This window comes from Tritonibacter mobilis, assembly GCF_001681715.1.
GTDB lineage: Bacteria > Pseudomonadota > Alphaproteobacteria > Rhodobacterales > Rhodobacteraceae > Epibacterium > Epibacterium mobile.
Window position 1 is genome coordinate 359,512 of sequence record NZ_LNWY01000005.1, and the last position, 25,757, is coordinate 385,268.

The 25,757-nt window shown below is 55.4% G+C and carries 28 protein-coding genes; 15 read left to right on the forward strand and 13 right to left on the reverse strand.

What is annotated here, in order from left to right:
• The first annotated feature begins 37 nt into the window (after positions 1-37).
• The 5 genes from UB90_RS05810 (at position 38) to UB90_RS05830 (ending at position 5,890) form a co-directional block, all read left to right on the forward strand.
• Positions 38-877 carry a flagellar motor protein MotB gene (locus UB90_RS05810; protein ID WP_009177434.1) on the forward strand — a complete coding sequence of 280 codons (840 nt, stop codon included), beginning with the start codon at positions 38-40 and terminating at the stop codon, positions 875-877.
• A 130-nt stretch (positions 878-1,007) separates the two neighbouring features.
• Positions 1,008-2,276: a flagellar hook protein FlgE gene (locus tag UB90_RS05815; protein ID WP_009178008.1), complete on the forward strand. Its 1,269-nt coding sequence runs from the start codon at positions 1,008-1,010 to the stop codon at positions 2,274-2,276.
• 51 nt (positions 2,277-2,327) lie between these two features.
• Positions 2,328-3,776, forward strand: a complete 1,449-nt coding sequence (gene flgK, locus UB90_RS05820) for a flagellar hook-associated protein FlgK (RefSeq protein WP_009177495.1) — start codon at positions 2,328-2,330, stop codon at positions 3,774-3,776.
• A gap of 3 nt (positions 3,777-3,779) precedes the next feature.
• A complete protein-coding gene (locus tag UB90_RS05825; protein WP_065325533.1) occupies positions 3,780-4,787 on the forward strand; it encodes a flagellin in 1,008 nt (335 codons plus the stop codon).
• The gene (locus UB90_RS05830; protein ID WP_065325532.1) at positions 4,787-5,890 is read left to right on the forward strand and encodes a flagellar basal body P-ring protein FlgI; all 1,104 of its coding nucleotides are present in this window, start codon (positions 4,787-4,789) and stop codon (positions 5,888-5,890) included. Before UB90_RS05825 ends, UB90_RS05830 begins: the two co-directional genes overlap by 1 nt.
• Positions 5,891-6,389: 499 nt before the next feature.
• Here the strand turns inward: UB90_RS05830 and fliP are convergent, their stop codons facing one another.
• Genes fliP through fliF form a run of 4 tightly spaced genes read right to left on the reverse strand, consistent with a single transcriptional unit; the run spans position 6,390 to position 9,694 of the window.
• Positions 6,390-7,136, reverse strand: coding sequence for a flagellar type III secretion system pore protein FliP (fliP, locus tag UB90_RS05835; protein WP_065325531.1), 747 nt, complete (start codon positions 7,134-7,136; stop codon positions 6,390-6,392).
• Positions 7,133-7,429: a FliM/FliN family flagellar motor switch protein gene (locus tag UB90_RS05840; protein WP_005607898.1), complete on the reverse strand. Its 297-nt coding sequence runs from the start codon at positions 7,427-7,429 to the stop codon at positions 7,133-7,135. Before UB90_RS05840 ends, fliP begins: the two co-directional genes overlap by 4 nt.
• Positions 7,422-8,018, reverse strand: a complete 597-nt coding sequence (locus UB90_RS05845; protein ID WP_009178062.1) for a hypothetical protein — start codon at positions 8,016-8,018, stop codon at positions 7,422-7,424. The genes UB90_RS05840 and UB90_RS05845 overlap by 8 nt, the downstream gene beginning before the upstream one ends.
• The gene (gene fliF / locus UB90_RS05850) at positions 8,018-9,694 is read right to left on the reverse strand and encodes a flagellar basal-body MS-ring/collar protein FliF (protein ID WP_065325625.1); all 1,677 of its coding nucleotides are present in this window, start codon (positions 9,692-9,694) and stop codon (positions 8,018-8,020) included. The genes UB90_RS05845 and fliF overlap by 1 nt, the downstream gene beginning before the upstream one ends.
• A gap of 119 nt (positions 9,695-9,813) precedes the next feature.
• On the opposite strand from fliF, the gene UB90_RS05855 reads away from it, so the two are divergent.
• From UB90_RS05855 to UB90_RS05895, 9 genes are all read left to right on the forward strand, one after another.
• Entirely contained in the window at positions 9,814-10,338 is a 525-nt protein-coding gene (locus UB90_RS05855) for a flagellar basal body-associated FliL family protein (RefSeq protein WP_039983434.1), read from the forward strand.
• 9 nt (positions 10,339-10,347) lie between these two features.
• Entirely contained in the window at positions 10,348-10,815 is a 468-nt protein-coding gene (locus UB90_RS05860; RefSeq protein ID WP_005607909.1) for a hypothetical protein, read from the forward strand.
• Positions 10,815-11,429: a MotE family protein gene (locus UB90_RS05865; protein ID WP_065325624.1), complete on the forward strand. Its 615-nt coding sequence runs from the start codon at positions 10,815-10,817 to the stop codon at positions 11,427-11,429. The genes UB90_RS05860 and UB90_RS05865 overlap by 1 nt, the downstream gene beginning before the upstream one ends.
• 74 nt (positions 11,430-11,503) lie before the next feature.
• Positions 11,504-12,373: a flagellar motor stator protein MotA gene (gene motA, locus UB90_RS05870; protein WP_009177477.1), complete on the forward strand. Its 870-nt coding sequence runs from the start codon at positions 11,504-11,506 to the stop codon at positions 12,371-12,373.
• Entirely contained in the window at positions 12,370-14,787 is a 2,418-nt protein-coding gene (locus UB90_RS05875; RefSeq protein ID WP_065325530.1) for a hypothetical protein, read from the forward strand. The genes motA and UB90_RS05875 overlap by 4 nt, the downstream gene beginning before the upstream one ends.
• Before the next feature lie 371 nt (positions 14,788-15,158).
• Positions 15,159-17,198, forward strand: a complete 2,040-nt coding sequence (flhA, locus tag UB90_RS05880) for a flagellar biosynthesis protein FlhA (protein ID WP_009177966.1) — start codon at positions 15,159-15,161, stop codon at positions 17,196-17,198.
• Positions 17,195-17,974: a flagellar biosynthetic protein FliR gene (locus tag UB90_RS05885; RefSeq protein WP_005607917.1), complete on the forward strand. Its 780-nt coding sequence runs from the start codon at positions 17,195-17,197 to the stop codon at positions 17,972-17,974. The genes flhA and UB90_RS05885 overlap by 4 nt, the downstream gene beginning before the upstream one ends.
• On the forward strand, positions 17,971-19,062 hold the full coding sequence (gene flhB, locus UB90_RS05890) for a flagellar type III secretion system protein FlhB (protein ID WP_005607919.1): 1,092 nt from the start codon (positions 17,971-17,973) through the stop codon (positions 19,060-19,062). The genes UB90_RS05885 and flhB overlap by 4 nt, the downstream gene beginning before the upstream one ends.
• Entirely contained in the window at positions 19,059-19,463 is a 405-nt protein-coding gene (locus UB90_RS05895; protein ID WP_065325529.1) for a hypothetical protein, read from the forward strand. Before flhB ends, UB90_RS05895 begins: the two co-directional genes overlap by 4 nt.
• Positions 19,464-19,625: 162 nt before the next feature.
• Here the strand turns inward: UB90_RS05895 and UB90_RS05900 are convergent, their stop codons facing one another.
• Genes UB90_RS05900 through UB90_RS05940 form a run of 9 tightly spaced genes read right to left on the reverse strand, consistent with a single transcriptional unit; the run spans position 19,626 to position 24,215 of the window.
• Positions 19,626-20,138 carry a flagellar basal body-associated protein FliL gene (locus UB90_RS05900; protein WP_204161365.1) on the reverse strand — a complete coding sequence of 171 codons (513 nt, stop codon included), beginning with the start codon at positions 20,136-20,138 and terminating at the stop codon, positions 19,626-19,628.
• An 11-nt stretch (positions 20,139-20,149) separates the two neighbouring features.
• The gene (flgH, locus tag UB90_RS05905) at positions 20,150-20,887 is read right to left on the reverse strand and encodes a flagellar basal body L-ring protein FlgH (RefSeq protein ID WP_065325527.1); all 738 of its coding nucleotides are present in this window, start codon (positions 20,885-20,887) and stop codon (positions 20,150-20,152) included.
• Positions 20,887-21,303 carry a flagellar basal body P-ring formation chaperone FlgA gene (flgA, locus tag UB90_RS05910; protein WP_065325526.1) on the reverse strand — a complete coding sequence of 139 codons (417 nt, stop codon included), beginning with the start codon at positions 21,301-21,303 and terminating at the stop codon, positions 20,887-20,889. Before flgA ends, flgH begins: the two co-directional genes overlap by 1 nt.
• The gene (gene flgG / locus UB90_RS05915; protein WP_005607928.1) at positions 21,304-22,089 is read right to left on the reverse strand and encodes a flagellar basal-body rod protein FlgG; all 786 of its coding nucleotides are present in this window, start codon (positions 22,087-22,089) and stop codon (positions 21,304-21,306) included. It abuts the gene before it with no gap.
• 9 nt (positions 22,090-22,098) lie between these two features.
• Positions 22,099-22,815, reverse strand: a complete 717-nt coding sequence (locus tag UB90_RS05920) for a flagellar hook-basal body complex protein (RefSeq protein WP_005607930.1) — start codon at positions 22,813-22,815, stop codon at positions 22,099-22,101.
• Entirely contained in the window at positions 22,815-23,093 is a 279-nt protein-coding gene (locus UB90_RS05925) for a flagellar biosynthetic protein FliQ (RefSeq protein WP_009177988.1), read from the reverse strand. Before UB90_RS05925 ends, UB90_RS05920 begins: the two co-directional genes overlap by 1 nt.
• 3 nt (positions 23,094-23,096) lie before the next feature.
• Positions 23,097-23,393, reverse strand: a complete 297-nt coding sequence (fliE, locus tag UB90_RS05930) for a flagellar hook-basal body complex protein FliE (protein ID WP_005607934.1) — start codon at positions 23,391-23,393, stop codon at positions 23,097-23,099.
• A 23-nt stretch (positions 23,394-23,416) separates the two neighbouring features.
• A complete protein-coding gene (gene flgC / locus UB90_RS05935; protein WP_005607937.1) occupies positions 23,417-23,809 on the reverse strand; it encodes a flagellar basal body rod protein FlgC in 393 nt (130 codons plus the stop codon).
• Between the two features lie 16 nt (positions 23,810-23,825).
• Positions 23,826-24,215, reverse strand: a complete 390-nt coding sequence (locus UB90_RS05940; protein WP_046002044.1) for a FlgB family protein — start codon at positions 24,213-24,215, stop codon at positions 23,826-23,828.
• An 88-nt stretch (positions 24,216-24,303) separates the two neighbouring features.
• Here UB90_RS05940 and UB90_RS05945 point away from each other — a divergent pair, with 88 nt between their 5' ends.
• On the forward strand, positions 24,304-25,632 hold the full coding sequence (locus UB90_RS05945; protein ID WP_065321589.1) for a FliI/YscN family ATPase: 1,329 nt from the start codon (positions 24,304-24,306) through the stop codon (positions 25,630-25,632).
• The last annotated feature ends 125 nt before the right edge of the window (positions 25,633-25,757 follow it).

Consider the following 25,757-nt stretch of genomic DNA (forward strand, 5'->3'; position numbering starts at 1 on the left):
ATCCCGGTTTTGGGTGAACAGAAAAGGTGGTGGGAACATGACTGCACAGAGCAACGAAGCTCCTATTATTATCAAGAAGGTGAAGAAGGGTGGCGGTGACGGCCATCACGGTGGCGCTTGGAAAGTGGCCTATGCCGACTTCGTGACTGCGATGATGGCCTTCTTCTTGTTGATGTGGCTGCTGAACGCCACAACCGAGAAGCAGCGTAAGGGGCTTGCAGACTACTTCTCGCCATCTATCCCGCTCAGCCGTGTCTCCGGTGGCGGCAACGGCGCGTTTCAGGGGGACACCATGTTCACCGAAGACGTGAAGCCGCAAAATGGGATCGGCGCGACCAAAGAGAATCCAACCGACGCCTCACGCTCGCAGGGCGATACCGGTGTCGCTGACGACCAACAAAGTGATGAGGCGGAAGAGGCCAACTTCCTCAAGATCGAAGAAGCGTTGATGGGGCGTGGCGGTGAGAGCATGGTCAGCATTGATATGGCGCGCCATATCGTGACCCGTGTGACTGACGAGGGCCTGATCATCGAACTTTTCGAAACCGAAGATGCAAAGCTGTTTGAAAACGGTAGCGAACGCCCGACGATCCTGATGCGAGATCTGTTGCGCATGGTTGCGCGGGTGACCGCATCGGTTGAGAACAACGTGGCGATTGGTGGTCATGTCGCCTCGACCCCGGTGGTGATCGCCAATAACCCGGTTTGGGCACTGTCCCACGCCCGTGCGGATGCCACTCGTGAATTGCTGGAAACCGGCGGTATGCAGGCCAAGCGAATCTCTCGGGTAACAGGCTACGCGGATCGCGATCTTGCTTCCAAGAATCCCATGTCGGCGCGCAACAACCGCATCAATATCACGCTGCTGCGGAAATGATTGCGCCATAAAACTAAGGCAAATGCGGCTGGCAGATAGATAGGATTTTATCTGTTAGCCGCACGTTAAGTACAAGCGCGGTAATCCTTTCAGCGAGAATAAATCAAGATGCAGCAGAAAGGCGTATCTAATGACTATTTCCTCCTCGCTGAATGCTGGCGTAGCAGGGCTCGCCGCGAATTCCACTCGTTTGGCAGCCATTTCCGATAATATCGCGAATGCTTCGACTGCTGGCTACAAGCGTGTGGTGACCTCATTTGAATCTATGGTCATTTCGCAAAATGGCGGTTCTTACGCCGCTGGCGGTGTATCTGTGAACAACACGCGTATGATTGATGAGCGCAGTTCGCTGATTTCCACCAGCAATGCCACCGACCTTGCGGTCGCAGGACGTGGCTTCCTCCCGGTCGCGAGCCTTGCAGAAGTTGATTCTGGCGGCGACCCCACCATGCTTCTCACCACCTCGGGTTCGTTCCGCACGAATGACGAAGGGTATCTGACGACCACGTCTGGTCTGGTGCTGCTGGGATGGCCAGCGAACGCGGACGGAACCATTCCCACGGTTGCTCGTGATACGGATGGGCCCTTGGAACCCGTTCGATTTGACACCTCTCAGCTGAGTGCGGCGCCCACCACCGCAGTAAGCCTTGGTGTGAACTTGCCCGCTGGTAGTGCCGTCGCGGGTGCGGCTGGTGACCCTGAAGAGAACGCCATTCAATACTACGACAACCTTGGTGGTCAGCAGGAACTGGACATCGTCTATACTCCGACAGGTGCCAACGACAATGAGTGGACCATGACGCTTACCGATGGTGCGACAGGTACCGTTGTTGGCGAATACACTCTCACATTTGATGACTCAGCAACCGGCAAAGGCACGCTGGATACCGTCGCGACCACGACCGGTGGCGCGTATGATCCTGCCTCCGGCACGATCATCGTGACCACGGATAGCGGCCCAATAGAGATTGAGATTGGCGTGATGACGCAGCTCTCAAGCGCCTTCTCGGCTGCGACCATCGAGAAGGATGGCTATGAAGCCGCCAGCTTTGCCGGTGTCGAGGTAGATGAGGGTGGTTTTGTGCACGCCCTTTATGAAAACGGTAGCAGCCGTATCGTCTATCAAATTCCGCTGGCGGATATGCCTAACGCCAATGGAATGAAGTCGCTGGACAGCCAGACTTTCATGCCCTCCCCAGATAGCGGTGCGTACTACCTGTGGGATGCGGGTGCTGGCCCGACTGGCGAGGTAGCGAGCTATCGTCAGGAAGAATCCGGCACGGATGTCGCGACTGAGCTGACCTCGATGATCCAGACGCAGCGCGCCTATTCCTCCAATGCGAAGGTCATCCAGACCGTGGATGAGATGCTTCAGGAAACCACCAACATCAAGCGCTGATAAAATCAGCGCTTCGAACAGGTAAAACTTAGTCACAGAAGGTGATTTGGGATGTCTCTATCGACTGCCCTCAGTAGTGCGATGACCGGTATCACGGCGGCCGGCAGGTCGACGTCGGTGGTATCCGACAACCTCGCGAATGCCCTGACAGAGGGGTATTACCGCCGGACCCTGGACCTTAGCTCCAACGGTTCGGCAGGAGGCGTGCGGATCGGTTCCGTCCAGCGCATGATCGATCCCGCGATTCAAAAGAGCGTGCGATCTGCAGAGGCCAATTTTGCAGCAACCTCGGTCACGGCGGGATTTTATGCGCGCATCTCCGACCAGGTCGGTACAGTCAATGATGACTATTCGATCGCGCAGAGAATGACGGACATGGAAACGGCGCTGATCGAAGCAACGTCCTTGCCGGATTCGGATGCGCGACTGAACGATTTGTCGATGCAGGCGGGCGAGTTGGCGATGTCCATTCGCAATGCTGCAGAAGGGGTGTCGACTCTGCGGAACAAAGCAGAGGATTCAATTGGAGCGCTTGTAGAAGGGCTTCAGACCAATCTGGAGACGCTCAACGACCTCAACAAAAAGATCTTGGCCGCAGAAATCCGTGGCCAGGATCCCTCGGGCCTTGAAGATCAGCGTGATAACCTGATCAACGCCATCAACGAGGTGATCCCGGTACAGGTGCACAAGCGCGATAACAATCAAACCGCGCTCTACACCAACTCCGGCATCAAGCTCATTGACGGCGGATCGGTTGCAGAGTTTTCTTTCGACGAAACCCGTCTGGTCACCCCCTATATGTCTATCGACAATGGGCAGCTGTCGGGGCTGGAAATCGATGGCAGGTCCATTGACACCTCCATCAACGGTAAGATCGGTGGCGGCAGCCTTGCTGCACAGTTCCATGTGCGTGACGTCGCTTCTGTACAAGCTCAGGAAGATCTGGATACCATGGCGGCTGATTTGATTGGGCGCTTTCAGGATCCCGCCGTGGATCCGACCCTTGGTGCAACAGATCCCGGTATCTTTACCGATGCGGGCGCTTTCTTTGATCCCGTCAACACATTGGGGGCCGCCAACCGGATTGAGCTCAATGAAGTGATCTCAATGAGCGGCAGCGCTGAGACCTGGCGTTTGCGTGATGGTCTCAATGCTACGGCGATTGGGGACCGCGGCGATACCACGATCCTCAACAACTATGCCGAGGCGATGGAAGCCACAAACACGATCACCTCCCCCGGTCTGGGGTCGGGTGATTACAGTGCCTATGCGATTGCAGCTAACCTGATGACCAATTTCACCCAGGAAAACACCTGGGCGGAACAGGAACTGGCCTATTCCTCGGCGATTTACAGCGACATCCAGTCCCGTGAACTGGAACAAGGCGTCGATACCGATGCAGAGCTGCAAACGCTGATGATGATCGAAACGGTCTATGGTGCGAACGCCCGGATGCTTCAGGCGATTGATGAAATGATGCAGGAACTGATGAGGCTTTAAGCTATGAATGTGCAATCCTTTGGAGACATGGCGCAATATCTCTTCCTGCGTCGCCGCTCGGTAGAGCTGAACAAAACGCTTGATACACTGACTCAGGAAATGAGTACTGGGATCGCGTCCAATCTGCCGGAACGTCTGGGTGGTGATCTGGGCTTTGTGGTCGATCTTGAGCGTTCAATTTCAAAAATGGACAGCTATAAAGTGGCGGCACAGGAGGCAGGTCTTTTTGCCTCCACCGCACAAAGCTATCTTGAACGGATCAATGATAACGCATTGAACCTCGGCTCGGATATTCTGGCGCTGTCCAGTACCTCAAACGACACCACCACGCAGGAAATGGCAACGCAGTCAGCGAATTTCCTGACGGAAACGATCGCGAACCTGAACGGTAAGCTCTCTGGGCGTAGCCTTTTTGCGGGCACAGATACCAGTTCTACTCCGCTGGAAAGCGCAGATACCATGATGACTGCGCTCATCGCCGAAGTCGGCGCGCTTACGGATGTCGATGACATCGTCCAAGCCGTCGAGAACTGGTTCAACGATCCTGCCGGCTTTGATGCGATTATGTATAACGGCTCCACCAACAATATGAGCGCGGTGCGGATCGGAGCAAACGAAGAGGTTAACTTTGCGCTGCGCGCCGATGATGACCGTCTAAAGCAAGCGATGCAGAGTTTCGCGCTCGGTGCGCTCGCGAGCTCGGACAACCTTTCTCATCTTTCAACTGTAGAGTCGTCTGCGTTGATCAAGCGAGCCGGGACAGAACTGATGAACGCGCAATCTGAACTGACGGATGTTCAGTCGGATCTCGGTTTCATCCAGGCGCGCATTGAGGAAACTCAGACCCGAAACACCGCGGCGCTCACCTCGATGGGGACCACTCTGAATGATCTGATCCTTGCTGACCCAGCCGAAACGGCCAGCCGGGTAGAAGAAGTGCAGTTCCAACTCGAAGCGCTCTATTCGATCACTGTGCGCTCCTCGCAACTCAATCTGTTGAACTACATGTAATGCGTAAGTTTCTTCATATCCTGATGACGTGCCTGTTGCTGCCGACGCTAGCGCAGGCCAATGCAATTCGCCTCAAGGATCTCGTCGAATTTGACGGGGTCCGGGGGAACGATCTGGTAGGCTATGGGCTTGTGGTCGGTCTAGACGGAACCGGGGATGGGCTTAGAAATTCACCCTTCACCGAAGAGATCATGGCCAACATTCTGGAACGCCTCGGTGTCAACGTCAGCGGTGAGCAGTTTCGCCCCAAGAACGTTGCCGCAGTGTTTGTGACTGCGACGCTGCCTCCCTTTGCGCGCGTCGGTGGTACGATCGACGCTACGGTTTCAGCCATCGGTGATTCCAGCAGTCTTCTGGGCGGGACGCTCATTATGACGCCGCTGAACGCAGCCGATGGTCAGATCTATGCTGTGGCACAAGGGACTATTCTCGCTGGTGGTGCCGTTGCGGAAGGCGAAGCCGCAACCGTGACGCAAGGAGTTCCGACTTCTGGCGTGATACCGTCGGGCGCACGCGTGGAGCGCGAGATCGACTTTGATCTGTCATCACTGAATTCCATGCGCCTTGCCCTTCGGGAGCCGGATTTCACCACAGCTGGCCGCATTGAGCAGGCGATTAACAGCGAATTCGGTCGCAATGTCGCGGTCATGCGGGATTCTGGTACTGTTGAGGTCAATATCCAACGGACCAATGCGCGTTCCACAGCCCACGCGGTGGGTCGAATGGAAAACGTGTTGGTGGAGCCGCAGCGCAAGGCCCGGGTTGTGGTGGATCAGCGTTCCGGAACCATTGTGATGGGCAGCGATGTACGTATCTCAAATGTGGCTGTTGCGCAGGGAAATCTGACCTTACGGGTCGAGGAAGCTCCGCTGGTGTCGCAACCAAACCCCTTTGCTGAAGGCGAAACCGTGGTGGTTCCCCGTACTGGTGCCGCCATCGAAGAAGAAGAAGGTGTTCAGCTGGCAGAAGTCCCGGAAACCACCTCATTATCTGAAGTCGTCGCAGGTCTGAACGCACTGGGTGTATCACCGCGTGACATGATCGACATCCTGAAGAGCCTCAAGGCCGCAGGGGCGCTGCATGCGGAGTTCGTCGTGCGTTGACCCGCTAACCACAGCCCCCTGACCAACACCCCGGGAGACCCGCCCGGGGTGTTCTTTTTGTGCCCGTGTTCGGGTATTTGCTCGTACTCAGGGCGAAGTCGATACCTCCGCAGCGCGGGGGAGCTGCCCACCCCTGATCTTCGGCCTCTACCGTCGATTGGTCGCGCTCTCAGGTCTGGCGCACCGATTGGGGCATCGCCTTGATGGTGTTCTGGGAGGGGTGTCCGGTTCCATACTGAATAAAACCACTGGGACAAGCGTACAGGGCCACCGCCGGAACGGTGTCGTGATCAGGTTTTGCATGAACCGATATGGATAGAGATACCTTACTCGCGCTTCCGAAGCTCTTTGTCGATAGATGGCGGGACACTGATGCAAGTCGTCAGCCTCGAATTGGCACCGTTTGCGTACGTGTTCGCCTGAGGTCGTGCTGGAAACATGAAAAGCCCCGAACCGCTGAGCGGGCCGGGGCTTTGTAGGACTATATTTGCTGAATGCGCTAGGAGGGGTAGTAACTTCGCACCAGGGCGCTTGCGATCAGGCTCCAGCCATCGGCAACGACAAAGAACGCCAGTTTGAACGGCAATGATACCAGCGCCGGCGGCACCATCATCATCCCCATGGACATCAGCACTGCTGCCGTCACAAGATCGATCACCAAAAACGGTAGAAAGACCAAAAATCCGATCTCAAAAGCGCGGGTGATTTCCGACAGCATAAAGCTCGGTATCAGTACGGAGAGCGGTGATTCCGGCGAAGGGTCACTGCCTTGCGTTCCGGGGCGCAGATCTGCAATTGCATAGTAGGTATCAGGGTCCAGTCGATTGGCCATAAATACCCTGAAAGGCTCGACGGCGCGTTCCAGTGCTGGCACAACCTCGAGCTCTTCGTCGATCAAAGGTGCAATGCCGGTGTCCCAAGCTTCGGTAAAGACGGGCTCCATGACGAAATAGGTCAGGAACATCGCGAGGCTGATCATCAGCATATTCGGTGGAGCCTGCTGCAAACCGATGGCCTGACGCAGGATCGACAGAACCGTAATCAGGAATGGAAAACAGGTGAGCATGACCAACAGGCCCGGCGCGACGCTGAGCACGGTGATCAATAAGATCAGCTGAATTGTACGGGCCGAGATTGATTGACCATCGGCGAGGTTGAGGCTCAATTCTTGCGCCAGCGCTACCTGCGGCTGCACCAACAGTACAAAGACTGCCAGCGCGCCCAGAGCGAGAGTTTTCCGTATCATCCCAAACCGCTTTGCAGATCGGCGATTTCCGTCAGACGTACGGCCAATTGACCTGCCTGATCGCCTTCCATTTCTTCCAATTGTCCACGCGCCACGAGGCGGTCGCCGACATAGAGATCCACCGGATCCTCGACTTTCTTGTCGAGAGTGAGGATCGCATTTTCGCCAAGGTTGACGAGATCTCGGATCAGCGGGCGGGCTTTGCCGACCGAAACAATCACCTCAACCGGCACTGAGACAAACGGGTTGCCAGCATCGGCCGATTTTGGGTTCAGTTCGCCAGTCTCATCCATAATGGCTGTCCTCTTTGAATTGATAGGAGAAGGCATCGATAGAATCGCGAATGGATTCGATCAGGGCCTCAGAGTTGAGTTCACGTTCACTTTGGCCAACACGGAGTTGTGCCTGACCGGCGGAGAGATTTGCGTCTTCGCGCACCCGGACATTGAAGGTCGGATCTTCACCCAACAGAGCCCGGATAGCGTTGCCTTCTCCGGCAGCCGCCACGATTTCCATCGGTTCGTTGATCTGGCCTTTGGCCATCTCATTGAGGTGGTCAATCACATGGTGGCCGAACGTTGCAGCCATTGTGTCAGGTAGAATCACAGAGGTGAGGACCTTGAACATCGGATCGAGTGATTCCATCAGCTGAGATTGCGCCTCATGGTAGGTGAAGCTTAGATCTTCGAGCGACGTAGCAAGAGTAGCGGAGACATGCGTTGTCTCCTTGTCTTTGGCTTCGATCGCGTCATCCCAACCTGCCGTATAACCTTTCTCGAAAGAGACTAGCTTGGCTTCTTCGACAATTTCCTCGGAAAAGCTGCTGACGGGTTCGACAGGAGTTTTAATGCCGAAATCTTCCAGAAGATGGGCAATTGTCATTACGCACGCTCCTCATTGTTTTCTTCCAGCCACCCGCGCAGAATCTGCACGGTTTCCTCTTGGCGTTCGCCGATCATGGAGCGCAGACGATCCACAGGGTCGTCGCTCATGCCACCGCCGCCGCCGAAGGTGGCGAGGCCGTCACCCATGCCGGGAAGCCCGCCCAAGGGTTGGAATTGCCCGTCACCGCCGCTGTCGATCTCGCCGTCCAGAGCGATATTCGAACCCAGATCAGGATTGGTCATAAAGCCCGCATCACCGCCTCCCATGTTGGGGAGTTCCGGCAAGCCACCAGCCGCCATTCCGTCGGGCGACGGCAGAGATTGCACCGAAGCGCCGTTACCTGCGAGAATCGGGCGCACGACAAAGAGGCCAAGGATCAGTGCAACGACAGCAAGCGCGGCCATTTGAATGATCGACATCACATCAAAGTAGAGATTGTCGAACATGGACGACGTAACGGCGGTTCCTTCTGGTTCCACGTTGGGCAGATCCATCGACTTCAGGGTGATGACGTCTCCGCGTTCAGCGTCAAAGCCAACCGCAGCAGAAATCAATTCGCGCAAAGCGTCGAGTTCTTCATCTGGTCGCGGTTCGAATGTGGCCTGACCATCAGCGGTTGGGGTCGTGACGCCGTTGATCAGCACCGCGACGGTGAGGCGCTTGATTGCTCCGGGACCGCGTACAATTTCTTTTTCGGTTTCAGAAATCTCATAGTTCACGCGTTCCCGTGTGGCATTGGTGTTAGCGCGAGACCCTTCTCCGTTGCCTGCATCACCATCAGGAATATTGGAGGCGACGGTGACCTCTCCTGCCTGATTCTGAGAGGAATCGGTACGTTCTTCGACATCGGTGCTGATGGCGACGCGGCTTTGCGGATCGACCAGTTTTTCTCGGATCGATTCGGTATCGGTGACTGTTTCAACGCTGATCTCAACCACAGCATTGCCGTGACCCACCCGCGCTTCGACCAGTCGCAACACGCGCTCGCGCAGGGTTTGGGATCTGTCATCCGTGCCAGCGCCAGCTGCCGCAGCAGCCTCTGGGGAGCCGATCAGTGCACCATTGGCGTCGATTACGGCAACATTATCTACCGCAAGCCCGGCAACCGCCGAGGCGACAAGAAAGCGAATCGCGTTTGCTTGTGCCGGTGTAATTGGCGTGCCCATAGGTGTGACGGACACCGAGGCGGTGGGTTCAATTGTCCGTTGAAACGGATTGCTGCCAGTATTGGCAATATGTACCCGCGCCTGGCTGACATGCGGATTCGCTACAATAGTACGGGCCAGTTCGCCTTCTTTGGCGCGCCAGTAGGCAGCGTCAAACATTTGCGAAGTGGTTCCGAACCCGCTGAGCGAATCGAGCAGCTCGTACCCTTTGCCACCATTTGCAGGCAAACCTTGGCTCGCCAGCGTCATTCTCAATTCGTCACGCTTATTGGAGGGTACATAAATCGACCCGCCGCGCACTTCATAGTCGACACCGCTTTGTTCCAAAGCGCTGACCACATCTCCGGCCGAGCTGCTCTCCAGCCCAGCATATAGTAATTGCATGGATGGCTTATTCGCCACCATGGACATGAGGAAGAAAGTAAAGATCACAGCGAGGGTCGCCCCGATCGCCATCATCCGCTTCCGCGTGTCCAAACCTGCCCAGACATTCTTGATCTGCTGCACATTAACCTCCGTCGCACCGGCGTTCTCTCCGGTCTGCAACCCTTTTCTCCGATTGGCCTTAACATTCGGTTAGTTCCTGTCGGGTTATGAACGGGATGCACGACGTTTTAGGGATAGCCATGACAGACGCTGTAGCTGATGTAGAAACAGACGAACCGGCGAAGAAGAGTAAGATGCCCCTTATCATAGGGCTCGTACTTGGAATCGCTGGCGCAGGGGGCGGCTTCTTTGCCGTTCAGTCAGGCCTTCTTCCCTTTGGTAATAAGCCCGCGCCAGAAGTTGCGCAGGTTACCAAAGAGGCGCCAGAAGGCGTGGACAAGGGTGAGTCGGCGGAAGAGATCGCCAATCTTGCCTTTATTGAAATGGAACCGATTGTTGTCACACTGAACAGAGCCAGTGGCGTGCAACAACTTCGATTCCGTGCGCAACTCGAGGTCAACCAAGCCGATCAGGCTGAGGTTGAAACAGTCCTCCCCAGAGTTGTCGACGTTCTGAACAGCTACCTGCGGGCGCTGGAGCTTGAGGATCTGACCGATCCGATGGCTCTGCCAAAACTGCGGGCACAGATGCTACGGCGGATCAACATCGTAACCGGACAAGGTCGCGTGCGTGATTTGCTGATCATGGATTTCGTACTCAACTAGGAGGACAGGATGGAACTTATCGCTGATATCCTGCTTGCGGCCGGAGCACTGGGTGCCGGGTTTTATTGCCTGGTGCTGTCGCGCCGACTGAAACGCTTCAACGATCTTGAAAAAGGGGTCGGAGGCGCGGTGGCAGTGCTCTCATCGCAAGTGGATGATCTGAACAAGTCGCTGGTCGCGGCGCGAAAAATGTCTGATGGCTCCAGTCAAGCGCTGGAACAGCTGACCGGACGCGCCGAATCGGTGGCCCATAAGCTGGAGTTGATGATGGCGTCGATGCACGACATCGCACCTCAGCAAGAGGCACAGGCTCAACCCGAAGCGACCGAGGAAAATGATGCTCTCGCAGAGGCTTATGAAGCTGACGCACAGGCTGAAGTAACCGAAGACGTCGCTGAGCCCGAGCCACAGGAAGAAGCCAAGCCGGCAGGTCTGATGTTTGTGCGGCACAGCCGCAATCAAAACCGGGTGGCATGATGGCGAAGGCAAATAAATCCCAAAAGATGGAGAAAGCCCGACGCGGCACACTGATGCTGTTGGCTCTTTTCCTGATGGGGTCTGCGGTGGTTCGAATCGCCCTTGAGGCAGCGCCCGCAATCGCGCGCGAGGTTGCCGAAATCAAAGCAGGTGAGAACGACGAGGCGGCACCATCCGCGCCGGGGCGCGCATCGGTTCCCGATTCGGCCGAAATGCAAGCCATGCTCACAGCTTTCAAGAAGCGTGAGGCCAATTTGGCTGAACGAGAGGCTGAGCTTGAAGACAGAATGAGAGCTTTGGAAATTGCTGATGAGGCAATCGACAAGAAGCTTCAGGACTTGCAACAAGCCGAGCAAAAGCTGCTTACCACACTCGCGTTGGCGGATGGTGCTGCGGAACAGGATGTGACCAAGCTCACCACCGTTTATGAACAGATGAAGCCCAAAGACGCCGCGGCTCTCTTTGAAGAGATGGACCCGACCTTCGCGGCAGGTTTTCTCGCACGCATGAAGCCTGAGGCTGCTGCGGGTGTTATGGCGGGGCTTAGCCCAGAGGCAGCTTATACCATCAGTGTGGTGCTTGCCGGTCGAAATGGCGAGGTGCCCAAGGAGTAACTTGGGCCCTCACTCAGTCTTTTTTAACAAGACTATCCTACTCTTGAGCCAGTGACGGAATTTGGAGCTTACCTATGATCGGGATTGTAGGGATCATTGTGATCTTTGCCATGGTGTTTGGTGGTTATCTGCTGGCTGGCGGTAAACTGGGCATCATCATTAAGTCACTGCCATTCGAAATGATGATGATTGGCGGTGCGGCTGTCGGGGCATTCCTGATCAGCAATGACATGGGCGGTGTTAAACACACGCTCAAAGACATGGGTAAGGTGTTTAAAGGCCCGAAATGGAAGCCTGACGACTACAAGGACCTTCTCTGCCTGCTCTTCGCGTTGATTCGTATTGCTCGGGCCAACCCGGTCGAAGTTGAACAACATATTGAAGACCCGGAAAATTCTACCGTTTTTGGAAAATACCCCAAAATTCTAGCGGACAAAGAAGCGATCAACCTGATCAGCGATACAATGCGTTCCGCTTCAATGAACTACGACGATCCACATCAGGTTGAGGAAGTTCTGGAAAAACGCATCGAGGCCAACCTGCACCATGCGCTGCACTCTAGCCATGCGCTGCAGACCATGGCCGACGGCCTGCCTGCGCTCGGAATTGTTGCCGCCGTTTTGGGTGTTATCAAAACCATGGCGTCGATTGACCAACCTCCAGAGGTTTTGGGTAAGATGATCGGTGGTGCCTTGGTGGGGACCTTCCTTGGGGTGTTCCTGTCCTACGGTCTGGTGGCGCCGTTTGCGGGCAAAGTAAAATCCGTTGTCGAAGAAGACGCGCATTTCTATCAGCTGATCCGCGAGGTTCTTGTGGCCAATCTCCACAACCATGCGGCAGCCATCTGTATCGAAGTGGGGCGTCAGAATACGCCTTCCCACATCCGGCCCGGGTTCTCCGAGCTGGAGGAAGCTTTGAATGAAGTGAAACAGGACGCAGCATGATTTCGCGAGCAATCGCATTGACGACTGCAGTAGTGGTCGCCGGATATGCAGAAGCACAAACCATTGTGACACGCTCAGGAGAGCACGAGGATTTCACCCGATTGGTGATGCGCCTTCCTGAGGGTGTCGAGTGGTCACTGACCCAAAATGAGAACGTCGCAACGGTGAATGTCGGCTCTCCGACGGCGGTTTTTAATACACAAAGCGTATTTGACCTCATTCCAAGAACCCGCATTCAATCAGTTAGCCAGAACGGTCCAGGGCAGCCGCTCCGGATCGATTTGGGCTGTGAATGCAGCGTTGACTATTATCAGCAGTCTGATGGCTACCTTGTGATCGACGTGCGCGAGGGGCGTCCGCTGGCACTCGCCGCACCTGCTGACCGCAGCAGCCTGCCTCTGACGTTTCCCAGCAACGGTGAGGGGCGAGAGTTCAATATCGACCCGCGTGACCTTGCGAGTGCGCGGGTTGCAATGGGGCTCGAAGATGCTGTTGAGCAGACATTTGGGTCTTCAAAACGCCAACCAGTTCACACCGGTCCTGTAGAGCTTCCACTGTTGTCAGATGATCGTCCTTCGATCAGGTCTGATCGCAAGCGCGAGGTGGCCGCCCCTGCGGACGTAAAAGACGAAGATGGTAAATCAGCGCCTGAGACACTGACGTCGGATGCAAGCCTGCTCATGGATCTTGAGGAAAACCAGCGCGCCGCGATGGTAAATGACACTGAGGCCCGTCTGCTGCAACAAATTGGGCGAGCGAGCAATCAGGGGCTATTGGAGCCGAGTGAACAACGGCAAGAAAATCTGCATCTTGATCCGTTGGGCAATGACAATCGCCCTCTCAACCCATTGGACAACATGTCTGTTACATCCGCGATTGACCGGGAAACGGGATTGTTTGCGGTGGGTGGCGACAGGGATGAGGCCGACTCGCATTGTATCCCCGACCGTGAACTTGCTGTTCACAAATGGGGCACTGATACACCTTTCTCAGAGCAAATTGGCACCTTACGAAACGCGATGTTGGGTGAATTTGATCAGGTGGATCGTGACGCAACGCTCAAACTTGCGCGTACCTATCTTTACTTCGGTTTTGGCGCTGAGGCGGTTGCGATGTTGCACATGCTGCCTGAAAACAGCCTGAAGCCGCGCTCACGTGAAGTTATGACCACCTTGGCAAAGATCGTTGATGGAGGCGAGCTTCCGGTAAATACGGTCTTTTCCGGTCAGCAAACCTGTAATGGGAGCGTAGCTTTCTGGGCGGCCATGGCGGATGGGGTTGTTAAAAAAGGTGCAAATACGGATGCGATTCAGCAAGCGTTTGCACGTTTACCCGCCCATTTGCGTGTGCAACTTGGGGTGCGGATGAGTACATTGTTTGCCAAAGCGGGCGATCCTAGCGTCGCAAAGGCAACATTGCGATCTGTTGATCGCACCGGGGTCGAGGGTATCCCCGATCGCAATCTGGCTGAAGCGGCGATTGCGGAACTTGATGGGGATACAGAAGCCGTAGCTCGCAACCTTACAAAAGAGGTTGCGGAGCAAAGTCAAAATACGCCGCGGGCCCTGATTGACTTGATTGAATTGAGCTATGCTGAACGGCGCGCACTGTCGCCGGATGTGCCAGACCTGACAGCGTCATATGAATTGGAGAACCGTGGGACGTCACTCGGGGCAGATCTGCGCAAAGCTGAGGTGATGGCTTTGGCACTCACCGGAAGTTTCGACGCAGCATTTCACAAAGCCACAAAGCTTGAAGAACGCGACGGCCCGACATCGCGAAACGCGGTGAACGCTCCGCTTATGACACTGCTCGCTGAAAATGCAGACGATGTAACATTCCTAAAGTACGCCCTTATCTTTGCAGAAGAAGCTGGCGCTACGCGTGCGGCGCAAGTCGGTGATCTCGTTGCTCGTCGACTGCTGGATCTGGGTTTTGCGGAGCAGGCTGAAATGCTTCTGCGCAAGATGAGCCTTGAGCCACAGAACCAAGAGCGTCGCATGATGAGTGCGGAGGCGCATTTGCAGCTGGACCAACCCCAACGCGCATTGGTTGAGCTAATGGGGCTAGAAGGTCAGCAGGCAGACCGCATGCGCGCTGAGGCGTTGTGGCGCAATAAAGAATATGAGCGCGCAAGCGAATACATGATGTCCGCAGAAGATCTGAATGGTGCCGCCCGAGGATACTGGCTTTCCGAGGATCTTGAGGCAGCAGAAGCCATCGATCAGGACGCAGCACCTTTCAGCTCCGTTGCTGAAGTGACCAAACAGATCGACTCGGCTGTACGCGACCCCGAAGGCTTGCCACCGCTTGCCGAGGCGCGTGCGTTGGTCGAAAGCAGCGCTGGCGCAAGATCTTCGATTGAAGAACTGCTGCGTCAGGTAGAGCGTACGCCTCAAGAAGCTGAAAATTAAGGTAAACGTCGAATTTTGACGACATGGCCGTGCCATTGGTGCGGCCATTTCACATTCTGATGCTAACACTTTGTAAAGCATAGCAGCCTAGCTTGGGGACAGGGAAGAATCCTCATCTGGAACGGGCAGAATGCCAGTGAACGACATTAGACAAACCGGGCGTAAAGCTCGGATTTTAGCAACCGCGCAACAGGTGACAGGACTTGTTGGTGCGGTTTGCGGCATTTCGGCCCCTCTAGATCAGAAACTCTCCCACTTTCACTCCCGGTGCCTAGGCACCGCCGGACCGCTTCTGATCGCTTTCACATAAGAGAAAATCCGTGCCGAATCTGTCAGTCAAAGAGCTTTTTAGTCCGACCATTCTCCTAGCGATGGCGCTGATGGCGATCATCGTGATGATGATCCTACCGATGCCAGCCTGGGTGCTGGATGTGGGACTTGCGACGTCGTTCGCTCTCGCCATCCTGATTTTCACCATCACGCTCTTTATTGAGCGACCGTTGGATTTTTCGTCCTTTCCGACGATCTTGCTCGGCTCGCTCATGTTGCGATTGTCGCTGAATGTGTCGTCGACCAAGCTCATCATCGGGCAAGGCCATACTGGCACCGACGCGGCCGGAAACGTGATCGAGGGGTTTGCCAACTTTGTGATGGGGGGCAGCGTTTTCCTCGGGCTTGTGGTGTTCGGCGTACTTTTGATCGTGAACTTTATGGTGATCACGAAGGGTGCCGCGCGCATGGCCGAAGTGGGCGCGCGATTTGCTCTTGATGGGATGCCGGGGAAACAGCTCGCTATCGACAGCGACATGTCTGCGGGCGCGATTGACCATGCGACCGCTAAAGAACGCCGCGAAACCGAACAGCGCGAGACCACATTCTTTGGATCTTTGGACGGTGCGTCGAAGTTCGTGAAAGGCGATGCAATTGCCGGCCTTCTCATCACCCTTTTGAACCTGATCGTGGGCCTCATCATGGGGGTTCTCATCCACGGTATGCCCGTAGGTACTGCGTTTGAAACCTATGCAATTTTGACCGTGGGTGATGGTCTGGTTTCGCAAATTCCTTCTGTCATCATTTCCATCGCTGCGGCGCTTTTGCTGGCACGAGGTGGTGCATCCGGATCAACCGATGCCGCAATCTTCTCGCAGTTTGCAAAATACCCAGGCGCCATAGGAGCTGTGGCGGTGCTGATGGCGTTGTTTGCACTGGTTCCGGGTTTGCCGTTTATCCCCTTCATCGCGGGGAGCGGAGCCTTAGGTTACCTCGCGTATCGGGTTAAGAAAACGAACGATGAAGTCGCCCAAAAAGAGCTTGATGCAAAAGTCGAAGAAGTTCAGTCACCAGAAAAATCCAAAGCCCTGGGCGACATCCTTGACCTTGATGACCTGCATTTGGAGTTTTCGCAGGATCTGGTGTCCATGGTCTTGGATCCGGGAACTGGACTGGATGCTCGAATTGCCAACATGCGCACGCATGTGGCGACAACATTCGGCTTGATTCTACCTGAAATCCGACTAACCGATGAAGCGGAGTTGGACAACGGAACCTATGTGGTTCGCATTCAGGGTGTCGAACAGGCGCGCGGCACGCTGCATCCTGATATGGTGTTGGCACTGATGCCGGATAACCATGCCGCATTGCCCGCAGGCAATGATGTGACAGAACCTGTTTACGGTGCGCCTGCACGCTGGATTGCGACCAAACATCAGGAGGATGCTGCGCTCATGGGGGCGACCGTCGTTTCTCCGCCAGAGATCCTCGCGACTCATCTATTGGAAGTTGTTAAACAGAGCTTCCCACGTTTGTTGACGCTCAAAGCACTGCGCCGCCTGCTGCGCGAAATGACAGAACTGAGCGATGAATTCCGTGCCAATGCCAACAAGAAGCTCCTTGATGAACTGATCCCAGACAAGGTTCCGATTGATACGCTGCATGCTGTCTTGCGCCTGTTGCTGGAGGAACGCGTGTCGATCCGCAATATGCCACTCATTCTCGAGTCGATTGCCGAAGCACGGATGCGCACCACGTCGCCGGAACTCATCACAGAACATGTTCGTCAACGTCTAGGCTTCCAGCTGGTGGCTGAGATGAAACGCGACGATGGGACGATTCCTCTGGTGCAACTTGCACCCGAATGGGAAGATGCCTTCACGACCTATCAGGTTGAAACGCAATCCGGGCTGGATATCGCTCTACCGCCTGATACGTTCAACAAGCTGGTTGACGCGATGAGCGACAAAATCAACCAGGTGACGGAGCAGGGAATCTTTGCGGCTATTGTAACCTCGACCCGCCGCCGCCGCTACTTGCGTACAATTCTGAGGTCACGGGGTATCCAGAACCCGGTGCTGTCCTTCGAGGAGATCGGATTGGAGGCACGTCCTGCCCTCGTCGGCATGGTCGCAGCATGAATTTTGTCGGCATAACACCCGAGCTGATGGCGTTGTTCGGGGCAGGGTTCTGGCACGGAGCCATTGTGTTCCTCAGGATCGGTGCGATGACATCGATTATGCTGGGATTTGGTGAACAACTGATCCCAACGCAAATCCGCCTTGTTGCCGGGTTAGTGTTTACAGCAATTGTAGCGCCAGCCCTGCCGCAAATGCCGATACCTGAAACGGTCATGCAGTATGCAGGTCTTATAGCCACGGAGGTGGTGGTGGGGCTTTCACTGGGGCTCGGGCTTCGGATGTTCATGCATATGCTGCAAACCGCTGGGTCGATTGCCGCGCAGTGTACCTCTCTTAGTCAGGTGCTTGGTGGTGCGGGCGCGGATCCCATGCCTGCGTTGGGTGCGGTTTTATGGATTTCCGGGATTGCGGTCGCGGTGATGCTCGATTTTCACATCCACGCGGCGCAATTGATGATCCGATCCTACGATTTGTTCCCCGTCGGTCGGTTCCCGGATGCTGCAGGGCTTTCCGAATGGGGAGTGCATCGCGTGTCGGCGACCTTTGCCCAAGCGTTTACGTTAGCTGCGCCGTTTTTGATTACGGCGGTGATCTATAACCTTACGCTTGGTGTTATCAACCGGGCGATGACACAGCTGATGGTGGTCTTTGTGGGGGCACCGGTTATTACATTCGGCGGCTTGTCGATATTGATGATCGGCGCGCCTATGATGCTTGAGGTATGGGGGCGTAACCTATTGATGTTCTTTGCTGACCCGGGAGTGGGGATGCCATGAGCGACGATAGCGACGACTCAGATAAGTCATTTGAACCGACACCGGAGAAGCTGCGAAAAGCGCGGCTTGAAGGGGATGTTCCAAAGTCAAATGATCTTTTGCAGGCGGCCTCCTATCTGGGGCTTTTGATCGCATTCTATACTGCGGGTGGTTCCTCGGTAGAGGCGCTCGGTACCGTCTTAATGAGCATGATCGATCAGCCTGATAGGCTGGCCCCGGTGTTTTTTGGCGATGGGATTGCCGCTCCGGTCGCAGGAGAATTCATCTCAGCGGCTTTAACCTCCGTGATGGCATGGTTTATTGTGCCCGCAGCATTGGTTTTGCTCGCGGTATTTGCCCAAAAGGCGATGGTTTTTGCACCCAAACGGATCGAGCCGAAACTGTCCCGTCTGTCAGTGATCAAGAACGCAAAGAACAAGTTTGGTCGTTCAGGACTGTTCGAATTCGCCAAGAGTTTTTTCAAGCTGTTACTCTACTCCATCACGCTAGGCATATATCTGTCGTGGCGTTTACCAGAAATGATCGCATCCGTTGGAACCAGCCCGTATTCGGTTGTACCGTTTTTGGTGCAACTCGCGATGGAGTTTCTCATTCTGACGTTGATCATCGCGCTTGCGATTGGCCTGGTGGATGCTCCGTTTCAGCAAGCTGAATTCATCCGCAAGAACATGATGTCGCGCAAAGATGTCATGGATGAGATGAAGAACTCTGAAGGTGACCCCCACACGAAAGGCCAGCGTAAACAAAAAGGTCGCGAGATTGTCAGCAAGCAAATTGCGGCAGCTGTGCCAGAGGCTGATGTGGTGATCGTAAACCCGACGCACTATGCGGTTGCACTGAAGTGGAGCCGCGTCTCGGGCAGTGCGCCAGAATGTGTGGCGAAAGGGGTCGATGGTGTTGCTGCCATGATCCGCGAGATCGCTCAGGAAAATGGGGTGCCGCTTCACAGTGACCCGCCAACTGCGCGGGCATTGTATGCGACTGTTGAGGTCGGTGATGAGATTGCCGAGGAACACTATGCACCGGTCGCAGCCGCTATTCGATTTGCAGAAGAGATGCGCAAAAAGGCCAAGGAGAGCATTCTATGAAACAAGACAAAATGCTTGCGCAGATGAAAGCTGTGACAAATGCGGTCTACTTGCGGGAGCATGCGAAAGTGAAACCGATCTTGGATCGCGAAGCGCAACTCCGCGGTAAACTTGCGATGCTGAAGCAGCAAGTCGAAGACTCTCGTGCGCTCGTTGATCAAAGTCACGAGATGAAAGCGCTTGGCGTCGATCTGCAATGGCAAAAATGGCATACGAATGCGCGGCGCGACATCAATCAGGATCTGGCGCAGGTCACCGCACAAAAGTTCCGAGCAATGGATAAGCTGCGTCATGCTTTTGGACGCAAGCATGCTGTGGAAACTATGGAAAACCAGCATAAGTCTGATGCAAAGGAACGCCGCAATAAGATGCTGTTCGACCGTCTTATGAATCTGGATTGATCGGCATCTGGACTACGGACTCATACCATGGCCGGGTCTGGTGATACCGGTAACGCACCACACAAAACTCGGCCTTGAGCTCTCAGCCAACCCCGAACAATAAGAAAGCCGCCTCCCGATCAGGGAGGCGGCTTTCTCATATTCGGAGGGTATGTTGCCCGATCAGACGTCTTGACGTGTAATTTCCAGTATCAGGACATCAACCAGGTCACTGCCAAGGAAACGCCGTGCCTCTTCACGAAGAGAGGTTCGAAGCGGATCCAAAATTTCAGAGCGGGTGAACGCGCCACGGAAGCCCCCCATATTGGCATGATCAAACAGCACGCGCAGGAATACATCGCGAAGTTTGGGTTCGAAGGAATGTACCTTCCCAGACATGCCGGGCTTTGTTTCTAGGCTGAGCGACAAAACCACCATTGCAGTCATCTGGTCACGCTCGACCACCGGAATCACGAATTGGTTGTTGATCTTGATGAACTCATTGGGTTCGGCGTTTTCGTCTTCGGCCGCGTCTTCTTCGGCGTGCTCTTCTGCGTTTTCCTCATGGCTTGCATCATGGCCTTCGCCCGCGGCAGCGACCTCAGACTCTTCGGGCGCAGGTGCGAGCATAATGCCCGCACCGATGCCGCCGCCAATGCCGATAAGCAGCATAAGAATAGGAAGTAATTTCGCCATTATGACCTCCTTTAGAACGGCAGCACGGCATCAAGAACCTGCTGGCCATAGCGCGGTTGCTGCACATCTGTAATCTGGCCACGACCACCGTAGGATACACGAGCTGACGCGATTTTATCGTAGGTCACTTCGTTTTGCCGGCTGATATCATCGGGGCGCACGTAGCCGGACACAAGTAGTTCACGCAGTTCAAAGTTAACGCGCAACTCCTGCGATCCGCTAATGGCAAGAACGCCGTTTGGCAGCACATCCACAACCGTCGCCGCGACACGCAGTTCCAGCTTTTCACTACGGCTCACTGAACCACTGCCACCGGATGAGGAGTTACTCCCCAAGTCAATCAAATCGGCGCTGGACGCGCCATCGGGCAACCTGTCGTCAAGGCGCTGAGGCAAGCCCAAGAGCTGTGGCACCTGCATGCTTTCCGAGGAGTTTCTGGAACGCTTTGTGTCGTTGGAAATTGAGGCTTTCTCATTGATCTCAATCACCACAGTGAGGATGTCACCTTTTTTGGTGGCACGCCGATCACCGAGCAGGGAGGCGCGAGATCCACTCCAGAGCGAGGCGTTGTCTACCGCGCGTTGCGTTTGAGACGTCAGCGGCAGGCCCTGATAGAGCATCGCCACGTGTTCCTGCGTTTCGTCTGCTGGCGTGAAGCTTGGTGGTTTACCGATGTGGTCCATACGGGCGCACCCGCCCACAAGACTAAGGCCAAGAACCGCACATTTTACTGCGAGAAGGGGTTTCATCAATTTACCTCAATATTTCCGTCCGCCCTGATCCGGCCTGTGACCGTGGTGCGCGAGGACAGGTTCATAACGCGGATCAGTTCACCTTCCGCGCCTCGGCCGAGCGAACGACCTTCTGTAGAGATTTCGAGACCGCCGTGGCGAAAGATGAGTTTCACCAGATCATTGCGATCCACGAGCGCTGGCGGTCCGATATCGCCAGCGTGAATGGGACGGCTTGCATAGAGCGCAATCCTTGCTTCCTGCCCAATGATCTCGTTGGGGCTGCTCAGCGCACCGGGGGCCTCGACGTTTTTGAAAACGAGGTCTTCGGCTGCGATGATCTCCTTGGCTCGAATGGTCCGCACAGGCACCAGAATGTCGGCCAGTGCGGATTGAGCAAAGAGAATCCCGATGAGGATGGGCAGGAGTTTCATTTAGCGTACCTGTGTGGTTGCCGACATCATTTGGTCCACGGCGGAAATCACCTTGGAGTTCATTTCGTAACCGCGCTGGGCTTCGATCAGCTCAGTGATCTCGCGCACGGCATCAACCGAACTGTCTTCGAGATACTTTTGGCGCAGGGTTCCGACACCGTCTGCACCGGGTTCAGTCGTGTTGGGCTGGCCTGAGGCCTCGGTTTGTTTGAAGAGGTTGCTCCCCACCGCCTCAAGCCCCTTGGGATTGGTAAAACCCGATAGGGTCAACTGACCAAGCAGCTCTGCTTCGACCGTATCGTTGAAATAGGCGTAAACTTCGCCTTCAGCGTTGATCGAAATGGAATTCGCGTCCTCCGGAATGGTTATTTCGGGCGACACCGGATAGCCGTCATTGGTGACGATTAATCCTTCGGCAGAGCGCTTGAACGAACCATCACGGGTATAGGCGGTTTCGCCAGATGGCAGGGTGACCTCGAAATAGCCGTTGCCGTCGATGGCGACATCCAACTCATTGCCGGTCTGCGACAAAGCGCCTTGATTGAGATACACGGATACCGCAGCTGGACGCACACCTAGGCCGACCTGAACACCTGTGGGCAGGACGGTGCCGTCAGAAGCATTCACGGTGCCAGCTCGTGAGATCTGTTGGTAATGCAGATCCGCGAATTCGGCCCGCCGCGCATTGTAGGCGGTGGTGTTCATGTTGGCGAGGTTGTTGGAGATCGTTTCGACGCGCAGTTGCTGCGCGCTCATCCCCGTGGCGGCGATTTTGAGTGCACGCATGGTTATCTCCTATGATTTCATAAGGTTGTCGATGGCCGCGCGGATGCGCTTATCTTCGTTGTCGAGGAAGCTCTGCCCCATTTCATAAGCACGCTGCACTTCGATCATCCGGGCCAGTTGGTGGATGGTGTTGACGTTTGACCCTTCAAGGAACCCTTGCAGAACCTGCGCGCCTTCAGCTGGCAATGTCTCTCCTTCCACGCGGAACATCACGCCGTCCTCGCGCAGGATCTGAGCCTCCTCATCAGGGACAAATAGCCCGATCTGACCAAGCTGCTGTCCATCTGCGCTTAGCGTTCCATCCGCACCGAAGGAGATGCTTTCTGCATCACCCGGAACGAACATCGGCGCTTGGCCCGCATCCAGAACCCGGTAGCCATCGGCCGTCACGAGATCACCTTCAGCATTGGGGGTAAAGTTCCCCGCCCGAGTGAGCCGGTTGCCCGCAGGTGTTTCCACCATGAAGAAACCATCGCCCTCAATCGCGAGATCAAAACTGCCATTGGTCTGGCTCATTGTGCCCTGTTCGAGGGAGGTGTTGCGGATATTCGCACGCCCCATCGAGAGGCTTTCTTGGCCTGGAGCTGATTTGACATACTCCGAGAAGATCAACCCCTCCGAGCGATAGCCGGTTGTCGCAGAGTTTGCGATATTGTTCGCCACGGCCTGCATTTCGTTCAGCAACCCGGACTGGCGCGACAACGTGGTATAGCCGATAGAACCCATTACAGTCCTCCTGTTCCCTGAATGAGGGGAATAATATGACCAGTAAAGAAGGCGACGAGCGTCTGCGTCATGGTTGCCATCGTCAGCCAGAAAACGACGAGGATGCCCGTGAGTTTAGGAACAAACGTCAGCGACATTTCCTGAATGGACGTCAGCGCCTGAAACAGACCAACCGTTAGGCCGATCACCAGTGCCGTGATGAGAATGGGCAGCGACATAGTAATCGCCGCCAGAATTCCCTGACGCAAAGTGTCGTAGAATATGCCTTCGGTCAGCATGGCTTAGACCGGCATCCGCAGGATTTCCTGATAGGCTTCGACGACCTTGTTGCGCACCGTTACTGCGGTTTCGACTGCAAGCTCAGTTTGGGCCAGCGCCTGTACCAGCTGATGGGGGTCTGCGCCGCCGGTCATGGACTGGACAGAAACCTGCTCGCTGTGGGCGAGCGTGTTGGTGAAGTCTTGAAAGCTGGTCTTGGCCTGCTCTTGCAGGGAGGCCGGGTTGTAGTCCGGATCAACCTTAGTAGCGGGACGAGCTGCGGCATAGCCGGAGGTGGCAGTAAGCGAACGAATATCCATTCTGGATCTCCAATCTGTTCAGGTTAGCGGCGTAAAAGATCCATCAGGGAGGACGACATTTGTCGTGTCTGATCGAACATTTTCAGGTTTGCCTCATAGGTACGCTGCGCTTCGCGCGCGTCCGCGATTTCGATCATCAGATCGACATTCGACCCCTCGTAGTGGCCAGTTTCATCGGCCAGTGGATGAGAGGGGTCGTAAACTTGCTCCAGTTCACTACGGTCGAGCGAAACGCGACCGACTTTGACTTGGCTTACGTCCGTTTCCAGATCGCGCACCGCCTGAAAGGATACGGTTTTGCGGCGGTAGCCCGGAGTATCTGCGTTAGAGATGTTCTCCGATACATGGGTGAGGCGCGCAGCTTGAGCACGCAGGCCACTGGCTGTGACGGACAGGGATTTGGAAAAGTCGCTCATTTCTCAGTCTCCTTGATTAGCTACGGCCAAGGCTGGCGCGCAGCACGTTCATGGATGATCGGTACACAGCCAATGCGCGGTCATGTTGCCGCTTGGCTTCGATACCGTTGAGGATCTGCTCCTCAAGTGAGACGGAGTTACCGTTGGGGTCTACGGCCGAATCGTCCGTGGTGACGGCCCAATCAAACCCGGAGCCATTTGCGCCATTGATGTGCGAACTGCGCGAGGCAATCATGTCGCCCTGCGCTTCGCCTGCAGCAAAGACTTCTTTGAAGGGTTTAATATCCTTCGCGAGATACCCGGGGGTATCCGCGTTTGCGATATTTTCCGAGACAAGCGCCTGGCGCTTGCCCGCATGAGTCGCCATTGAATAGGCGATATTAAAAACATTCAGTCTTTCGAACACCGGGGCTTCTCCCTCGATCAATTTCAATCAAGGCTTAACCCTGATTCCTTTAGAAATTGTTTTCAGAGGAATGTTGGAGAACCCGCAGATGATGAAATCGATCCAGGCGCTCAGTCAGGAACTGGCCAATACCCGCCTTGCTGCCCCCATGGGGCGGGTGACAGGTATCTCGGGTGGCGAGATCGAAGTGTCCGGCCTTGAGACACAGGCTCGCATTGGGGATCGACTCGTTCTCCGGCGCGGCAAAAAGGATGATCTCCATGGCGAGGTGCTGGCGATCGGTGCCAATCATATTCGTATGTTACCGGACACTGCGCCGGAACGTGCATCCATAGGGGATGCGGTGCTTCTCTTTGAAACACCGGAATTTGCGCCGGATAACAGCTGGATCGGCCGCGTCATTGATCCCTTTGGCGAGCCTTTGGACGGCAAACCTATGCTGCGTGGGGTCGAGAGCCGTGATCTGATGGAAAGCCCTCCCAAAGCCGCAGCCCGTCGTGGCTTGGGCAAACGCCTCTCGACCGGGCTTGCCATCCTCAATACGGTGCTTCCCATCGTAACAGGCCAGCGGATTGGTCTTTTTGCGGGATCGGGTGTCGGGAAATCAACCTTGATGGCGCAGTTGGCGCAAAACATGGAAGCCGACGTCGTTGTTATGGCATTGATTGGCGAACGTGGGCGCGAGGTGAATCACTTCGTGAAGGAGGTACTTGGGCCGGAGGGGATGAAGCGTGCGGTTGTCGTGGCGGCAACCTCTGATCAGTCTGCTTTGGTACGCAGACGCTGCGCGTGGTCGGCGATGTCAGTGGCAGAACACTTCCGTGATCAGGGCTTAAACGTACTGTTTATGGCCGATTCCATTACGCGGTTTGCTGAAGCTCATCGTGAAATTGCTGTTGCCTCTGGTGAGGCACCGGCCCTTCGTGGTTTCCCGCCTTCCGTGACGCCATTGATTACGGGGCTTTGCGAACGCGCTGGACCCGGCCTGGAAGGCCAGGGTGACATTACTGCGGTATTCAGCGTTCTTGTCGCGGGCTCCGACATGGATGAGCCCATTGCCGATATTTTGCGCGGGGTTTTGGATGGCCACATTGTACTGAATAGGGAGATTGCGGAACGCGGGCGGTTCCCAGCCATCGATGTTTCACGCTCCGTTTCGCGCAGCCTGCCTGCGGCAGCGACAAAAGAAGAAAATGAGATGATTTTGGCGGTCCGCAAGTTCCTTGGCGCTTATGAGCAATCCGAGGTGATGATCCGTGCGGGCCTGTATTCAGAAGGCAATGACTTGGTGCTGGATCAGGCGGTCAAAATCTGGCCCGAGCTCGATTCCTTTTTTGGACGCAACGAAACTGACGGCACCCAGGGAAGTTTCAACCGTTTGGCGCTCTTGTTGCGGCGTGCTGGCGGCGGCCGATAGTGGGTATTCGATCGCCTGAAGCGGTAGCAACTGGCCTGCAAGGTCGGCGCGGCTGAGTCTTGGCCGCCCAACATCAATTCAAATTTAGTCGATCAGATAGAAAAACGCCCCGTGAAGCAGGGGCG

Excerpts from the sequence above, each read along its gene's own strand:
- flgH (WP_065325527.1), bottom strand. The coding sequence starts at position 20,887 with ATGAAACCCCTTCTCGCAGTAAAATGTGCGGTTCTTGGCCTTAGTCTT.
- UB90_RS05840 (WP_005607898.1), bottom strand. The coding sequence starts at position 7,429 with ATGGATGAGACTGGCGAACTGAACCCAAAATCGGCCGATGCTGGCAAC.
- UB90_RS05810 (WP_009177434.1), top strand. The coding sequence starts at position 38 with ATGACTGCACAGAGCAACGAAGCTCCTATTATTATCAAGAAGGTGAAG.
- UB90_RS05900 (WP_204161365.1), bottom strand. The coding sequence starts at position 20,138 with ATGGCGAAATTACTTCCTATTCTTATGCTGCTTATCGGCATTGGCGGC.
- UB90_RS05845 (WP_009178062.1), bottom strand. The coding sequence starts at position 8,018 with ATGACAATTGCCCATCTTCTGGAAGATTTCGGCATTAAAACTCCTGTC.
- flgG (WP_005607928.1), bottom strand. The coding sequence starts at position 22,089 with ATGCGTGCACTCAAAATCGCCGCCACGGGGATGAGCGCGCAGCAACTG.
- UB90_RS05830 (WP_065325532.1), top strand. The coding sequence starts at position 4,787 with ATGCGTAAGTTTCTTCATATCCTGATGACGTGCCTGTTGCTGCCGACG.
- UB90_RS05860 (WP_005607909.1), top strand. The coding sequence starts at position 10,348 with ATGGAACTTATCGCTGATATCCTGCTTGCGGCCGGAGCACTGGGTGCC.
- UB90_RS05920 (WP_005607930.1), bottom strand. The coding sequence starts at position 22,815 with ATGGGTTCTATCGGCTATACCACGTTGTCGCGCCAGTCCGGGTTGCTG.
- UB90_RS05825 (WP_065325533.1), top strand. The coding sequence starts at position 3,780 with ATGAATGTGCAATCCTTTGGAGACATGGCGCAATATCTCTTCCTGCGT.
- UB90_RS05945 (WP_065321589.1), top strand. The coding sequence starts at position 24,304 with ATGATGAAATCGATCCAGGCGCTCAGTCAGGAACTGGCCAATACCCGC.
- UB90_RS05855 (WP_039983434.1), top strand. The coding sequence starts at position 9,814 with ATGACAGACGCTGTAGCTGATGTAGAAACAGACGAACCGGCGAAGAAG.
- motA (WP_009177477.1), top strand. The coding sequence starts at position 11,504 with ATGATCGGGATTGTAGGGATCATTGTGATCTTTGCCATGGTGTTTGGT.
- UB90_RS05895 (WP_065325529.1), top strand. The coding sequence starts at position 19,059 with ATGAAACAAGACAAAATGCTTGCGCAGATGAAAGCTGTGACAAATGCG.
- flhB (WP_005607919.1), top strand. The coding sequence starts at position 17,971 with ATGAGCGACGATAGCGACGACTCAGATAAGTCATTTGAACCGACACCG.
- flgA (WP_065325526.1), bottom strand. The coding sequence starts at position 21,303 with ATGAAACTCCTGCCCATCCTCATCGGGATTCTCTTTGCTCAATCCGCA.
- flhA (WP_009177966.1), top strand. The coding sequence starts at position 15,159 with ATGGCGCTGATGGCGATCATCGTGATGATGATCCTACCGATGCCAGCC.
- UB90_RS05875 (WP_065325530.1), top strand. The coding sequence starts at position 12,370 with ATGATTTCGCGAGCAATCGCATTGACGACTGCAGTAGTGGTCGCCGGA.
- UB90_RS05865 (WP_065325624.1), top strand. The coding sequence starts at position 10,815 with ATGGCGAAGGCAAATAAATCCCAAAAGATGGAGAAAGCCCGACGCGGC.
- UB90_RS05815 (WP_009178008.1), top strand. The coding sequence starts at position 1,008 with ATGACTATTTCCTCCTCGCTGAATGCTGGCGTAGCAGGGCTCGCCGCG.
- fliP (WP_065325531.1), bottom strand. The coding sequence starts at position 7,136 with ATGATACGGAAAACTCTCGCTCTGGGCGCGCTGGCAGTCTTTGTACTG.
- flgC (WP_005607937.1), bottom strand. The coding sequence starts at position 23,809 with ATGAGCGACTTTTCCAAATCCCTGTCCGTCACAGCCAGTGGCCTGCGT.
- fliE (WP_005607934.1), bottom strand. The coding sequence starts at position 23,393 with ATGGATATTCGTTCGCTTACTGCCACCTCCGGCTATGCCGCAGCTCGT.
- UB90_RS05885 (WP_005607917.1), top strand. The coding sequence starts at position 17,195 with ATGAATTTTGTCGGCATAACACCCGAGCTGATGGCGTTGTTCGGGGCA.
- flgK (WP_009177495.1), top strand. The coding sequence starts at position 2,328 with ATGTCTCTATCGACTGCCCTCAGTAGTGCGATGACCGGTATCACGGCG.
- UB90_RS05925 (WP_009177988.1), bottom strand. The coding sequence starts at position 23,093 with ATGCTGACCGAAGGCATATTCTACGACACTTTGCGTCAGGGAATTCTG.